We start from the raw sequence: 13,696 nt of genomic DNA, 5'->3' as shown, positions 1-13,696 counted from the left end.
GGCAAGATAGACTTCCCACCACCTGCGACGAGAACAGCGGATCTATCAGCGGATGCCCTTGACCCCCCAAATGGGAGGTGACGAAGAAAAATCTCGCGCTCACGCTGAAGACGTCTCTGGCGACGTCGATCTGCCGATTTCAACCCGGGTTGCGCTTCTGATCGTCATCGTCGTTCCGTACGACACAAGCTGGCAGGGAGCATTGAAAGATGAGAGCCTTTGTTCGATCCGCCTTTCATCGCGTGTCATGTCGGGCATGGCTCGTTCTGGTCTGTGTGGCGGGCATGGCAGCGTGCCCCTCTTACGCATCAGCGGCGGATTATCCAAGCCGGCCGGTGCGATGGCTGGTCGGATTTGCCGCCGGCGGCGCGGTCGACGTTGTGGCTAGGCTGATGAGCCGCGAACTGTCACAGCGTCTCGGGCAGGAGATCGTGGTGGAAAATCGCACCGGCTCTGGTGGCAATCTCGCGGCAGCGGCAATGGTCAGTGCGCCGGCCGATGGCTACACCTTGCTGTTTGTCGCGTCGAACAATGCAATCAGCGCTTCTTTGTACAAAAAACTACCTTACGACTTCATTCGCGACACGACTCCGGTCGCCGGCATCATGCGGCTGCCCAACCTGATGGTTGTTCCTACCGCACTGCCTGTGAAGTCAGTGAAAGAGTTCATCGATTACTGTAAGGCCAATCCGGGCAAGGTTTCTTATGCCTCATCAGGCAACGGCTCGTCGATCCATATGTCGGCCGAGTTGTTTAAGGCGCTGACCGGGACCGACATGGTACACGTGCCTTATCGCGGCACGGCGCTCGCATATCCCGATCTCATCACCAACAAGGTTCAAGTTCTGTTCGACAATTTGCCGGCTGCTCTGGAGCAGATGCGCGCAGGAACCATGCGGGGGCTCGGCGTGACGTCGCCGCAGCGCTGGCCCGGCCTGCCGGACATTCCAGCGATTTCGGAGAGTGTGCCAGGATTCGACGTCGTTGCGTTTTACGGCATCTCAGCTCCGAAGGGGACACCGCCCGAGATCGTCGACGTTCTTAATAGGGCGGTGGCCGCAACGCTTAAGGACCCGAAGTTGGTCGCAAAGCTCGCCGACCTTGGTGGCGTGCCGCTGTCGATGACTTCGGTCGAGTTCGGCAATCTGGTCGCTGAGGAGACCGACAAATGGCGCAAGGTGGTTGAGTTTACCGGCGTGTCAATTGACTAGCGTGCTCGAGAGCAAGAGTTTGCAGGGAGAAGCGTCCGATACTGCATTCGCCGACGAATATCGAAATGATGTATCGCTCAGCTGATCAGTAGTGTCTGTGGAGAATAGTTCTAGCTCAATGCTGCTCTGCGATGACAAAATTCGCGACAATAGTGATGTTCGGGTTGGTGTTTTCATCCGGGGCTTGATGGCCCAGCAGAAATCTCTCAAGGAGCAGTTAGGCCGTGGACTCATTAGCGCGTAGCCAAATTCGGATTGATGCGAGTTTGACGAACGCCAGATAGTTGGCTGCGAGTTTGTCGTATCGGGGGCCCGATGTCTTCCAAGCATCGCGGTTGGACAGTTAAGCTGCCGCATTCTGGTGAATGCGCGGCCAAACCATTTGAAGGGGAAAAATATGGCGATTCTGAAAAGGATCATTGCTCCGATATTTTCGGTATTGGTGGCCTTCGTCGCGTTTGCGCCCGCGGTTTCGCAGGCGCGGATCGTGCGAATCGAGATCACCGAGGCCAAGCCGGCCTTTGGCGGTCGCAACTTCGGCGAGGTTGGCGTTTATGAGCGTGTGATCGGCAAGGCCTACGGTGAGGTCGATCCGCGGGAGTCGTCGAACTCCATGATCCAGGACATTGCGCTCGCGCCAAAAAACGCCAAAGGCATGGTCGAGTATTCCACCGACATCGAGATATTGCGGCCGGCTGATCGCAACAAGGCAAACGGTGTGCTGTTCTTCAATATTATCAATCGCGGCAACAAGGGCGGCCTTGCTCTCATCAATACGGATATTCCCGGTGGCCCTGCGAATATTGGCAATACCAACGCGCTGACCGAAGCCGGCGACGGCTTTATGCAACAACAGGGCTACACCATAGTCTGGTTCGGCTGGCAGCCCGACGTTGTTGCCGGCAACAATCGCATGACGATGCAGGTCCCCGTTGCTCGGAATGCTGACGGATCGCCGATCACCGGCGTTGTCCGCAACGAACTGACCGTACCCGCTCTGACCACGACTGTCGCGCTGCAAAGTGGCTGGTTTACTCCCGCCAGTAGACCATACCCAACGGTCAACACCGACAACAGGACGCCGTTGGCTGACGGTTTCCTGCCGACGCTCACCGTGCGTGTTCGCGAGAACGAGCCGCGGATCGTCATCCCGAACACGGAGTGGTCGTTCGGATCGTGCGAGGTCGGCAAGCCGGCCGCGGCAAGCGACACCCAGCTTTGCTATCAAGCCGGTTTCAAACCGGGCCAAATCTACGAATTGATCTACCGCGCAAGGGACCCGCTGGTATTGGGGCTCGGCTTTGCCGCCGCGCGCGACCTCGGCGCATTCCTGAAGACATCTACAAAGGATGACGGCGGTATCGCCAATCCTGCTTATGTGGCCGGCGGAAAGGCGATCGTGATGGGATCCTCCCAGAGCGGGCGGTTCATCCGGACATTGATCCATCTCGGCTTCAACCGTGACGAACAGGGCAAGATCGTCTTCGAGGGTGCACTACCCCACATCGGTGGCGGCTTAATGCCGCTTAACATCCGCTTCGGGCAGCCCGGCCGTGCCACAACCCATACGGTCGATCATCTTTTCCCCGGGGCTGAGTTTCCGTTCGCGTACGCGAGTGTGACTGACCCCCTGACCGGCCGCACACAAGGCATTCTCGATCGCTGCCAGGCAACCTCGACATGTCCGAAAATCGTTCATGCCGCTACTGCCCTGGAACTGTGGGAGTTGCGCCAGTCGCTCGGCTTTACCGATCCGCTTGGGCTTAAGGACCTCGACGAACCGGCTAACGTCCGGAGCTACATCCTGGCATCAACCCAGCATGCGCAGGCCCAACTGCCGTTGCCGACCAAGGAACCATTTCTTGCCTGCCAGCAACAGCAGAATCCAAATCCGCACAACTGGACCATGCGCGCGCTGCTCACCCACCTGGCCGCCTGGGTGAAAGATGGGACCGAACCACCGCCCAGCAGCCGGCCGACCATCACGGCGGGCAATCTGGTTGCGCCGGATCAGGTGCATTTTCCGCGCATTCCGGCCAACAGCTACGGCGGAGTTACACGGCCTGCCGTAAAGTTCATCGCCGACAACAATCCATTGCATGTCCAGGATTACGGCAGCGCATACAACGGCGCGGACGTATCAGGTATCATCTCAGGCGATCCACCCAAGCTATCCACGGGCCGCTACGGCAATCTTGTCGCGCAGGTGGACGCTGATGGTAATGATCTCGGCGGAATCCGTGACGTCTTCGTTGCGGTTCCAATCGGGACCTATACCGGCTGGAACCTATTCAACAGGAATTTCTTTGAAGATGGAATCTGCACACTTGGCGGCAGTTTCATTCCTTTTGCAGCAACCAGGCAGGAACGCCTTGCGATCGGAGATTCGCGTCCCTCGATTGAGGAAAGGTATCCGACGAAAGAGGCTTATGTTGCAGCGTTCAAGAAAGCCGCAAACGACCTCGTTGCCCAACGCTTCCTGTTAGCCGACGATGCCTCCCGACTGATCCAGGAAGCGGAGCGTGATGGTATTCGCAGCGCGCCATAGAGCGGCTTGCGGGCATCACGCAGTCAAAAACTTCAATCCATGTGTTATCGGGCCTGACTGACGATCGTCGAACACGATGACTTGTCGGCTTCTGGCACTTAGCGTCGTTTCGCTGCGCTGCGGGATTTATTCGCTATCGGAGAATAGCGGACTTTGGCGAGCCGCCCGCCGGCGAATTTTTGGGTTCACGGCCTAGTTGGAACGTGGGCGCTCGTATCGGTAAAGACGTTTCTGCCTGTCCGCACTGGAAGCCCATTATTCGGCCCAACTCCGAAGGGGGATCGTCGTATCTGAAGCCGGCGGCCGCTATGTTCTCCAACTCACTAATCCCAGCGTTCCGAAGTTCGTGGCCACTCCTAACGGCTGACCGCGTTGCTGGCGACCCGCGTCGGCGTCGGCATCGCCGCCATCTTCGCGAGCACGTCCTTCACCGGGTTTTCGGTCCAGGCGTGCGTCACGTAGTCGCGGTGGGTGACGCCGTTCGGGGTCTGTACGAACACCACGCTGCTGGGCCGCAGCGGCTCGTCCATGTCTTCGGCGACCCGGATGCCCTTGTCGCGCAGCATCCGCATCAGTTCGTCGTCGCGGCGCTTGGTGTAGCGAGTGTAGGACGAGACGAAGAAAGCGGAGCGGTTGCTGGCGATCCAGTCGGCGAATTTGTCGAGCTCGCCATACAGCGCGTCGAGCAGGAACACGCCCTTGATGCGGCCGTCGAGTCCGCCGACTGCGAGGCTGTAGGCCGCGGGCACGAAGCCGCCGCTATAGGCGACGATCACCACCGGCATGTTGGCGAACGCCTTGGCGGCGTTCGGATCGCCGGTGAGCCGCGCCAGATGTTCAGCGGATTCGGCGAGGAAACGCTTCAGTCCGCCGGGTTGCCAGAACTTGCCGGCGCTGGAATCGGCGGCGTCCACCGCGAGTTGCGGCGCCAGCAGCACGGCGTTGGCGCCGGAATCGGTGATCTGCTGCGGCACCAATTGGCGGTCGCGGACGTCGCGCTCCAGCGTGGCGCCGTTGCCGTGGAAGAACACCACGATCACGCCGGGCTTCTGCGGGTCGAACTGTTTCGGGATGTGCACCAGCACGCGGTTGTCGCTGTAGGTCTCGTCCTGCCAATAGACCCGGCCGTTGGCGCGATGGCCGCGGCGCTCGCCGTTCGAAATGTTCAGGAACGGCTCGTCGGTGCGCGGATTTTTGCCCAGATAGGGAAACGCCGAGGATTGCAGGCTGACTAGCGTGGTCAGCTCCTGGGCGGTCTGCGGCCGCTGATACGACATCGCCGGCGACAGCGCGGCGACCTTGGGCTGAGCCCGCTCGGCCTTGGGCGGAGCCGGCTCGAATGAGGCGACGCGCTTGCGGCTCGGCTCGACCGGCTGCCGCGGCGAAAACACCTCGGCGGATTGAAAGCGCTGGTCGAAGGAATGCTCTTCCGCGGCCTGGAAGCGATCGTTGAAGGAGGCGCCGGAGTGCTGCGCAGTGGCGCCGCCGTTTGGCGCCGATCCGCATTGCGCCAGCAGGCAGGAGAGCGGGATCAACGCAGACAGAACCGCAAGCCGCGGAAACCGGCGCAAGCCCAGACGACGCGGCCGTGCCGACATCATGGGCCGGCCCGATCGCTCGCGTCTCTGCATCTGGTTGGCCGAACCGTCCATCCACCCCCACAAGAAACGCGCGGGCCAGCGCTCAGCGCTGCCCCGTTTCGGATTTTTCCCATTCCGAACCAACAACCTCAGCACGAAATCGTGTCGCGATTGTGAGCACGCAGCCGCGATTGTGCAGTGCACGCGCGCGACTTCCCGGATTATAGGGTAATCTTGTACTAATTGAGCGAATTGATTAATTCATTGTTAACGCTACTTGAATTGACCGACGCCAGCCCGCAGAGTGAACGGGTCGCGAGAGGGTTGGGGACCGCATGGCCGGATCGGATACGGGGGGCACGGCAACGCCGGTCCCACATCCAGGACAAGGGCCAACAGTCTCGGTGGCGGTGGCCACCGCCATCGTGGTGGCCGACATGGTCGGCGTCGGCGTCTTCACCAGCCTCGGCTTCCAGATCAACGACACGGCCTCCGGCTTTTCGCTGCTGCTGCTGTGGGTGGTGGGCGGCGTGGTGGCGCTGTGCGGGGCGCTGTCCTACAGTGAACTCGGCGCGATGTTTCCGCGCTCCAGCGGCGAATACAATTTCCTCAGCCGGGCGTTCCATCCGGCGTTCGGCTTTCTGGCGGGCTTCGTCTCCGCCACCGTGGGCTTCGCCGCGCCGGTGGCGCTGGCGGCGATGGCGTTCGGCGAATACGGCAAGTCGATCGTTCCCGCGGTGCCGCCGCTGGCGCTGGCGCTCGGCGTGATCTGGCTGGTGTCGCTGGTGCAACTCGCCGGCGTCAGGCATTCGAGCAAGTTCCAACTGATCGCGACGATCCTGAAGGTCGCCCTGATCGTCGCGTTCCTGACCGCCGGATTCGCGGTCGGCACGCCGCAGCCGGTGTCGTTCGCGCCGGCGGCGTCGGACTGGCGCCACATCGCCAGCGCGCCGTTCGCGATCGCGCTGGTGTTTGTGATGTACTCGTTCTCCGGCTGGAACGCGGCCACCTACATCATCGGCGAGATGCGGACGCCGCAACGCAATCTGCCGCGCGCGCTATTGGCCGGGACGCTGATCGTGACCGTGCTCTATGTCGCGCTCAATGCGGTGTTTCTCTACACCACGCCGCTGCAGGCGATGGCCGGCCAGCTCGACGTCGCCCGGATCGCCGGCAGCCATATCTTCGGCGACACCGGCGGGCGCATCGTCGCGGCGATGATCTGCATCGGCCTCGTCTCATCGATCAGCGCGATGATGTGGATCGGCCCGCGGGTGATGATGACGATGGGCGAGGATCTGCCGGCGTTGCGGCGCTTCGCCCGACGGTCGCGCGGCGGCGCGCCGATCGCCGCGATCCTGTTTCAGCTCGCGGTCGCCAATCTGATGCTGCTGACCCAGAGTTTCGAGGCCGTGCTCGATTTCATCCAGTTCGGCCTGCTGTTCTGTTCGTTCTTCACCGTGCTCGGCGTGATCAAGCTGCGCATCACCGATCCCGACCTGCCGCGACCCTATCGTGCCTGGGGATACCCGGTGACTCCAATCGTTTTCCTGCTCGTGACACTGTTCATGATGTACTATCTTGCGACCGAGCGACCATTGCAGTCCTTTCTTGGCATTTTGATCATGATCTCCGGTCTTGCGATTTATGCCGTCTTTCGCAGGCGAACCAACGACGGCCCCGTGAGCGTTCCGGCAGTCAATCAAGATGCATCGATGCTTTAGACTTGCGGCGATCCTGGCGAGCCTGCTGTTCGCCGCCGCTTTGCCGGCGCGCGCCGCAGATGGCGCGACCGCCAACGACACCGCGCTGTTTCTGGCAGGCATGATGCCGTCGGCAGACTCGCCGCTGCTGCCTCTGACCAAGGATCCGGTCTGGCAGCGCCACGCCAAATTCTTCGACACCGCATTCGGCCAGCTCGAGCAGCGCCAGCTCGCGAAGATCCGGGCCTGGACCGAGATCAACCTGGCGGCGCCGAAGCCGACCATGTTCTATATGTTCAGCGGCCCGGACTTCCTCTACGCCAACGCCTTCTATTCCAAGGCGAGCACCTATGTGCTGAGCGCGCTGGAGCCGGTCGGCACAGTGCCCGATCTGTTGAAGCTGCCGCGCGGCGGCGTCGCGCTGTCGCTGCATTCGGTCGAGCGCTCGCTGAGCTCGATCCTGGCGTTCAGCTTCTTCATCACCAAGATGATGAAGACCGATCTGCACACCAGCCAGGCCAGCGGCGTGTTGCCGGTGCTCTACGTGTTCCTGGCGCGCTCCGGCAAGACCATCCGCGATGTATCGCTGGTCTCACTCGATAGCGATGGCAATGTCGTCGCGCCTACGGCCGCCGCGCCGAAACTCGCGACCCGCGGCGTCAAGATCCTGTTCGTCGGCAGCGATGGCGTGGAACGGACGCTGTATTATTTCAGCACCGATCTGAGCAATTCCGGCGTCAAGGCCAGCGGCTTTCTGAAGTTCTGCGAGGCGCTGGCGCCCGGCAACAGCCTGATCAAGAGCGCGTCCTACCTGCTGCACGCGGGCAATTTCACCACCGTGCGCGACTTTCTGCTGAAGAACAGCGCCACCATCATCCAGGACGATTCCGGCGTGCCGCTCGCGGCCTTCGACCAGAAGGCGTGGCGGTTCTTTCCATTCGGCCGCTACGCCGGTCCGATCGCCGAATTTCCGGGGCGCTATCAGCCGAAATATGCCGAGCTGTTCAGGAAAAGCCCGTCGATCGATTTCGGCATCGGCTATCGTTGGCGTCCGTACGAAACCAATCTGCTGCTGGGCATCAAGCTTCCCTGAACGCGATCGACGAAATTGCGCGCTGGAGACGGATGCGAGCCGACGCAGATTCGGCCAGGCGATTTCGTCGGCGAAATGTTTGCCTATCCTCATCGGCATGCGCGAATCCGACACAGTTCCGTCGCCATTCTTCGATCAGCTATGTTGATCGGAACAGGGGGCAGCTTTGCGACTCAAGGCGTATGGGGCTTGTGTCATAGTCTTTTTTTGTTTGGGTGCGCCGGTGCGTGCGGCTGGCGTCCAGCTTCTCGATTCCGACCCAGGCTTGGCAGGCGCCATCTGGTATCCATGCGCGGGCGAGCCGAAGGACGTGCGGCTCGGCACGCTGGCGCCTCCGGCCGATTTGGGGCTGACGGGTGTGAAGGATTGCCCGGTCCCAGCGGTGAAATTGCCTCTGGTGATTTTTTCCCATGGCCGCGGCGCGTGGTTCGGCGCGCATCACGACACCGCGGAGGCGCTGGCCGATGCCGGCTTTGTCGTCGCAGCCATCAATCATCCGGGGGATAACGGCAACGACCTGTCGCGGCGCGACGACCTGTCCGGCTATGCGTCGCGTCCACTGGATATGATCCGCCTGCTCGATTTCATGCTGCGCGATTGGACCGACAGGGCGGTTGTCGATCCCGCCAGGATCGGTTTCTTCGGCTTCTCCAAAGGAGGCTATACCGGCCTGGTGCTGATCGGCGTCACGCCGGATTTCAAACGGATCGCCGAGGTCTGTAAGGAGGAGACCGGAGCGTGCGCGCAGCTTCACAGCGGCGAAGCCGCGCCGAACCCGCCACACGATCCGCGCATCAGAGCCGCGGTGATTGTCGATCCGGCGAGCGGCGCCTTCACGCGGGACAATCTGGCCGCGATCGACGTTCCGCTCCAGCACTGGCGATCGGAACGGGGAGGCCCGGGCGTGGGCGACGGGTCGGGCAATGCGCGCATCGCCAGCAGCCTGTCGGGCAATCCGGACCTGCACGTCGTGCCGGCCGGGCATTTTGCATTTCTGGCACCGTGCTCGCCGCAACTCGCCGCCGCAATTCCGCGGATCTGCGCCGACAATCCGCCGGAGTTCGATCGGGCAGGCTTCCACCGCGAGTTCAACGCCAGCGTGGTGCGGTTCTTCCAAGACCATCTCGATGGCCGGTCCGGGCCGCGCTGAGCGCGGAACCCGGCGGGCCTGCAACGATCGGCGTTCGATTCACCGGTGCGCGCTTTGGTCCCAAGTCTGATCCGGCCCATTGACGCCGCGCCAGAGTCCGCTGTGCCCCGATGGCCGACATATTGCTGCAGAACAGCGAAATGACGTTGTGTGCCATAAACTGCCATTGAAGATGAAGGCCCGATGCTTCTACTCGATTCTGACCTGCTTTCTTCCGGATGTTCCAAAGCCTATCTTGGTTGAAAAGGCGCGAGAGGCAGCGAAATGCTACCGGAACCAATTGCTTATTGCTTCTACCGTTATCGCGGGCACTGCCTTCACACCTGGATAGTCACGACTTTCACATTCATTGTGGCCGCCGCTCCACTACAGGCTTCAGCGGCGCCAAACGCGTCAGCGTGCGGATACCTCGCTGGTCTGATTGATAAGGCACCGCCATCAGGGCCGTTGTTTCTACCCAGCTATCCGAACGTCGAATCGGGGCCTCTGCATGGCGCCGCCTACCTCTATGACAATGCGGTAGCCGCCATCGCGTTGGTCGGTTGCGGTGAGCAAGACAAAGCGTATCGGATTGGCTCGGCGCTTCTCTGGGCCATCGATAACGACCGCACCTGGCATGATGGACGGCTCCGGAACGCTTACGCCGCGGGTGTGGTGGCGAATGGCCCCGTCAAACTTCCGGGGTGGTGGGACAATGCTCAGAACAAATGGTTAGAGGATCGATATCAGGTGGGCAGCGACAATGGTAACATGGCATGGGCCATGTTAGCGTTGCTGTCGCTTGATGATGTGAACGCCGGCTCTCGGTTCCGCGATGGTGCAGCACGGCTTGGCGCCTGGGTCGCGCAATGGGCCGATACGCGCGGTACTGGCGGTTTCACGGGCGGTACGTTTGGGCACGAACCGACGCCGGAAGTGCGGACGTGGAAATCGACTGAACATAATACTGACCTTGCTGCCGCGTTTGGCCTTCTTGCGATCCGTACAGGGGATTCGCGCTGGCGTGATAAGGCAACGGTTGCTGAGTACTTCGTAAATACGATGTGGAATCCGGCATGCGCCTGTTTCGCTGCAGGGACCGCTGAAGACGGCGTCACCCACAATCCGATTTTGGCTCTCGATGCTCAGGTCTGGCCTTTAATAGCGCTCCACGGAGCGGTCGAGAAATTTGCATCGGCAATTACGACCGCCGAACAGCGAATGAGTGTCGACGGCGGCTTTTCTTACGGTGAAGACCGAGACGGTGTGTGGACCGAAGGGACGGGCCAAATGGCTCTGTTAATGAAATTGCTCGGCAGGACTGGGAGGGCAAACTCGTTGATCGCTGTAATCGAATCCCAGAGGTCGCCGGATGGTGGGTTCTATGCCACAACTGTCCGCGAGTTACCGACCGGGTTCGTGTTGGACACCGATCCGACCAAGCCGCGACTCTATTTCCGATTGTCACATCTTGGCGCAGCTTCGTGGGCTGCCCTAGCGGAACGTGGGTTTAATCCCTTTACGGTGACAAGTGGACTTCCGTAGTTGAGCCGCGGTGCTTCTCGTCTCGGCCTCTCTTTTGGTCTTTTTTGATTTCGATATGTCCGCAGCCAATATCTGGCGTTCGTCAAACTCGCATCAATCCGCTTGGCTACGCGCTAACGAGTCCACGCCCTAATTGTTGACGCCGCGCCAACGGCCGTAGCGCCACGGCAGGTACCAGCGCGCGCCGGGCGGCGGCGTGAGCGGCACATTGTCGATCCCGGAGGTTCCCCACGGATTGCAGCGCAGCAGCCGTGCCAGCGTCATCCAGCCGCCGCGCCACAATCCGAATCGCTCGATCGCCTCATCCCCGTAAACCGAACAGGTCGGCAGATGCCGGCAATTGGCGCCGACCAGCGGCGACAGCGTGTGGCGGTACAGCCAGATCATGCCGCGTCCTGCATTGCGCGGACCGCGGAGCAGGAGGCGCGCGCAATCCGGACAGATATTTGAATGGTTCATGGGCGGGTTGCCAAAATCGCGAGCAGTGATTTGCATCGTTCCCTCGCAGGGAACATCGCAAGGTCGGCATTTGCGCCACACTTGGCAAAATATCGCATTTTCGCGCGGGCGGTGCAGCAAGAGTCTTGTAGACGGCCGCAGGCGACCGAAGTTACCGTTTGATAACGAATGGATAACGGATGGATGACAGAATCGCTGAGTTGAACTGGGGACCGTGATCGCTGCCCGTGCCGGGTAGAACAAGGAACCAAGGTGAGACGAGACATTTCGCCCAGAGCCGTCGGACCGACGCTGTTTCGCGTCGCAGCGGTTTGCGTCGTTGTCGCAGGCTCAATCGGTTCCGGCTGGACCGGGTCGGCGCGGGCCGGGGGCAGTCTCGAAGAGCGCAAATTGCCGATGCGGTTCAGCTGGATCGCCTGCGAGCCGGATTGCCGCGGCTGGATCGGCGCGGTCGGCATCGTCACCGCCGACACCCCAAAGGATTTCGACGACTTCGCGCGCGGTCGGCAGCTCGACGGCGCGGCTGTGGTGCTGGATTCCAGCGGCGGCTCAGTCAACGACGCCATCGCGCTCGGGCGGCGTTGGCGCCAGCTCGGGCTGTCGACCACGGTCGGCATTAGCGCCGAAAACCGCACCCCGGCGGGAACAAGGACATCGATCGCGCCAGAAGCCTATTGTGAATCGATGTGCGTGTTCTTGCTGCTGGCGGGCCATGCCCGCTACGTGCCGGACGCGGCCCATGTCCGGGTGCATCAGATCTGGATGGGCGACCGCGCCGACGACGCCCGCGCCGCGAGCTACACCGCGCAGGACATGATGATCGTCGAGCGCGATATCGGCCGACTGGCCAAATACACCTTCGACATGGGCGGCACCGGCGACCTGCTATCGCTGGCGCTCAATGTGCCGCCATGGGAAGAGCTGCATGAATTGTCGTGGCAGGAATTGCGGCTGACCAATCTGATCACCACCGACACCATCGCCGACCTGCTGCCGCCGGCCGGCGCGCCGGCCCGGTCGGTCGCCACGGCCGCAACCAAGCCGCTGCAGGATCGCTTCGTCAGCGCGACGTCGGAAGCCGAACCGGCGGCGAAGTCGGACAAGCCGACCAAGACCGCTGAGGCGACGCCGCCGACCGGCGGTCTGGCAACGCCTGCCGCGCAGCCGCAGCGATAAGCCGTGGATTGATCAGGCGTGCTTGATTGGTGTGGGAGTTGCCTTGCGGCGAATTTTCGCGGCTCAGTTTGACGACGCGACGTGCCGTAACCGGCCGCGACAGCTCTATTCACTCAATCAGCAAGCGCACATAGGTGCTCGCCGCGTCGAGCGAGGTGTCGTGACACGGGTCTGCGATGCTCGGCGTGGCATCGCGCGAGATGCAACAATTCACCCGATTGCGACCGGCGCGCTTTGCATCGTAGAGGGCTTGATCGGCTGCCTTCATCAGGTCCGAGACGTCGTTCATCGCTCGTTCCGAAGTGGCCACGCCGATGCTGACGGTGGCGGGAATCGAATGCGGGGCCGCAACCAGCGAACTGGCGGCCACGTCACGGCGCAATCGCTCCGCTGCGGCTTGCGCCTGCGGCAAATCGGTATCCGGCATCAGCAGCGCAAATTCCTCGCCGCCGATGCGCGCCAGAACGTCGCAGTTGCGCTTGCATCCGCTGGCGAGATTGGCCAGATGAACGATCATTTCGTCGCCGATCTGGTGGCCGAAACTGTCATTGATCGATTTGAAATTGTCGATGTCGATCATCAGGAACGAGAGCGGTCGGCCATAGCGGCGGGTTCTGGTCCATTCACGATCCGCCAGGGTCAGGAAGTGCCGGCGATTGTAGATGCCCGTCATTCCATCCGTCGTCGCCAGCCGCTCCAGGTCCTCGGCATTGCGCACGATGTCGGTGACATCGCTGTAGATCAGCATGCGACCGCCGCCGGGCAGGATGGCCAAATGACACCGCAGCACCTTGCCGTCGGCCATCGTCAGATCCATCGGCTTGTTATCCCCGGATCGCACCCACGCCAGCCGACGCGCGACGTAGTCATCCAGATTGACGGCGACCGCCTGGGCGGACGCCGTCAGCATGTCGGCGTAAAGCGGCTTGGTTTCCCGAATCTCCGCGGAGGAGTTGGCTCGAAACATCACGTGCAGCACCGGATTGCTGTAGACGGCGCGCAGTTCGTCGTTGAGCACAAGCAGGCCACTGTCGACGTTGTCGAGCGCGGCATACAGCGTCTTGAGGCTTTGTTTGGCCTCCGTCAATTCGCGTTGCACCCGCGCGAATTCTGCCGGATCGGCTGCCGATACGTTGAATTCGTTCCTGCCCGATGGTTCTTGATTGTTTGGCAATTTCACAATTCCACAACACGCCTGTAATCCATTGCACTCTTTGCTTGCATGGCGAAGGCAAACAACTTCCAAATAGCT

10 protein-coding genes and 1 pseudogene are annotated in these 13,696 nt (G+C 61.4%); 7 read left to right on the top strand and 4 right to left on the bottom strand.

Features of this window, described 5'->3' with window-relative positions; all coding sequences use genetic code 11:
* Positions 1-284: 284 nt before the first annotated feature.
* Positions 285-1,211, top strand: a complete 927-nt coding sequence (locus HXX15_RS21975) for a tripartite tricarboxylate transporter substrate binding protein (RefSeq protein ID WP_296519021.1) — start codon at positions 285-287, stop codon at positions 1,209-1,211.
* Positions 1,212-1,428: 217 nt separating this feature from the next.
* Here HXX15_RS21975 and HXX15_RS21970 read toward each other — a convergent pair.
* A pseudogene (locus tag HXX15_RS21970) lies at positions 1,429-1,518 on the bottom strand (IS5/IS1182 family transposase); the annotation flags it as partial.
* Between the two features lie 90 nt (positions 1,519-1,608).
* Between HXX15_RS21970 and HXX15_RS21965 the strand changes: the two are divergent.
* Complete coding sequence (locus HXX15_RS21965; RefSeq protein WP_296518959.1) at positions 1,609-3,759, top strand: alpha/beta hydrolase domain-containing protein; 2,151 nt, start codon at positions 1,609-1,611, stop codon at positions 3,757-3,759.
* A 356-nt stretch (positions 3,760-4,115) separates the two neighbouring features.
* Here HXX15_RS21965 and HXX15_RS21960 read toward each other — a convergent pair whose 3' ends face one another.
* Positions 4,116-5,360, bottom strand: a complete 1,245-nt coding sequence (locus tag HXX15_RS21960) for an alpha/beta hydrolase (protein WP_296518958.1) — start codon at positions 5,358-5,360, stop codon at positions 4,116-4,118.
* A 314-nt stretch (positions 5,361-5,674) separates the two neighbouring features.
* Between HXX15_RS21960 and HXX15_RS21955 the strand changes: the two genes are divergently transcribed.
* The 4 genes from HXX15_RS21955 to HXX15_RS21940 all read left to right on the top strand — a co-directional run bounded on the left by HXX15_RS21955 (position 5,675) and on the right by HXX15_RS21940 (position 10,809).
* Positions 5,675-7,063: an amino acid permease gene (locus tag HXX15_RS21955; RefSeq protein WP_296518955.1), complete on the top strand. Its 1,389-nt coding sequence runs from the start codon at positions 5,675-5,677 to the stop codon at positions 7,061-7,063.
* Entirely contained in the window at positions 7,047-8,135 is a 1,089-nt protein-coding gene (locus HXX15_RS21950) for a hypothetical protein (protein WP_296518953.1), read from the top strand. Before HXX15_RS21955 ends, HXX15_RS21950 begins: the two co-directional genes overlap by 17 nt.
* Positions 8,136-8,301: 166 nt before the next feature.
* Positions 8,302-9,285, top strand: coding sequence for a hydrolase (locus HXX15_RS21945; RefSeq protein ID WP_296518951.1), 984 nt, complete (start codon positions 8,302-8,304; stop codon positions 9,283-9,285).
* A gap of 447 nt (positions 9,286-9,732) precedes the next feature.
* Positions 9,733-10,809 carry a hypothetical protein gene (locus tag HXX15_RS21940; RefSeq protein ID WP_296518949.1) on the top strand — a complete coding sequence of 359 codons (1,077 nt, stop codon included), beginning with the start codon at positions 9,733-9,735 and terminating at the stop codon, positions 10,807-10,809.
* A gap of 129 nt (positions 10,810-10,938) precedes the next feature.
* Here HXX15_RS21940 and yidD read toward each other — a convergent pair whose 3' ends face one another.
* Entirely contained in the window at positions 10,939-11,268 is a 330-nt protein-coding gene (gene yidD / locus HXX15_RS21935) for a membrane protein insertion efficiency factor YidD (protein ID WP_296518947.1), read from the bottom strand.
* Between the two features lie 396 nt (positions 11,269-11,664).
* Between yidD and HXX15_RS21930 the strand changes: the two genes are divergently transcribed.
* Positions 11,665-12,444, top strand: a complete 780-nt coding sequence (locus HXX15_RS21930) for a hypothetical protein (protein WP_296519019.1) — start codon at positions 11,665-11,667, stop codon at positions 12,442-12,444.
* Between the two features lie 109 nt (positions 12,445-12,553).
* Here HXX15_RS21930 and HXX15_RS21925 read toward each other — a convergent pair whose 3' ends face one another.
* Complete coding sequence (locus HXX15_RS21925) at positions 12,554-13,690, bottom strand: sensor domain-containing diguanylate cyclase (protein WP_296518945.1); 1,137 nt, start codon at positions 13,688-13,690, stop codon at positions 12,554-12,556.
* Between the last annotated feature and the right edge of the window lie 6 nt (positions 13,691-13,696).

The sequence above is a fragment of the Rhodopseudomonas sp. genome (assembly GCF_013377015.1).
In the GTDB taxonomy this organism is placed as follows: domain Bacteria; phylum Pseudomonadota; class Alphaproteobacteria; order Rhizobiales; family Xanthobacteraceae; genus JARJEH01.
Note: the sequence above shows the minus strand (reverse complement) of the source record. Positions and strands in the feature narration are given on the sequence as shown.

Coding starts and splice junctions, on each gene's coding strand:
- HXX15_RS21975 (WP_296519021.1), top strand. CDS start 285: ATGGCAGCGTGCCCCTCTTACGCATCAGCGGCGGATTATCCAAGCCGG.
- HXX15_RS21950 (WP_296518953.1), top strand. CDS start 7,047: ATGCATCGATGCTTTAGACTTGCGGCGATCCTGGCGAGCCTGCTGTTC.
- HXX15_RS21960 (WP_296518958.1), bottom strand. CDS start 5,360: ATGATGTCGGCACGGCCGCGTCGTCTGGGCTTGCGCCGGTTTCCGCGG.
- HXX15_RS21955 (WP_296518955.1), top strand. CDS start 5,675: ATGGCCGGATCGGATACGGGGGGCACGGCAACGCCGGTCCCACATCCA.
- HXX15_RS21930 (WP_296519019.1), top strand. CDS start 11,665: ATGCGGTTCAGCTGGATCGCCTGCGAGCCGGATTGCCGCGGCTGGATC.
- HXX15_RS21965 (WP_296518959.1), top strand. CDS start 1,609: ATGGCGATTCTGAAAAGGATCATTGCTCCGATATTTTCGGTATTGGTG.
- yidD (WP_296518947.1), bottom strand. CDS start 11,268: ATGAACCATTCAAATATCTGTCCGGATTGCGCGCGCCTCCTGCTCCGC.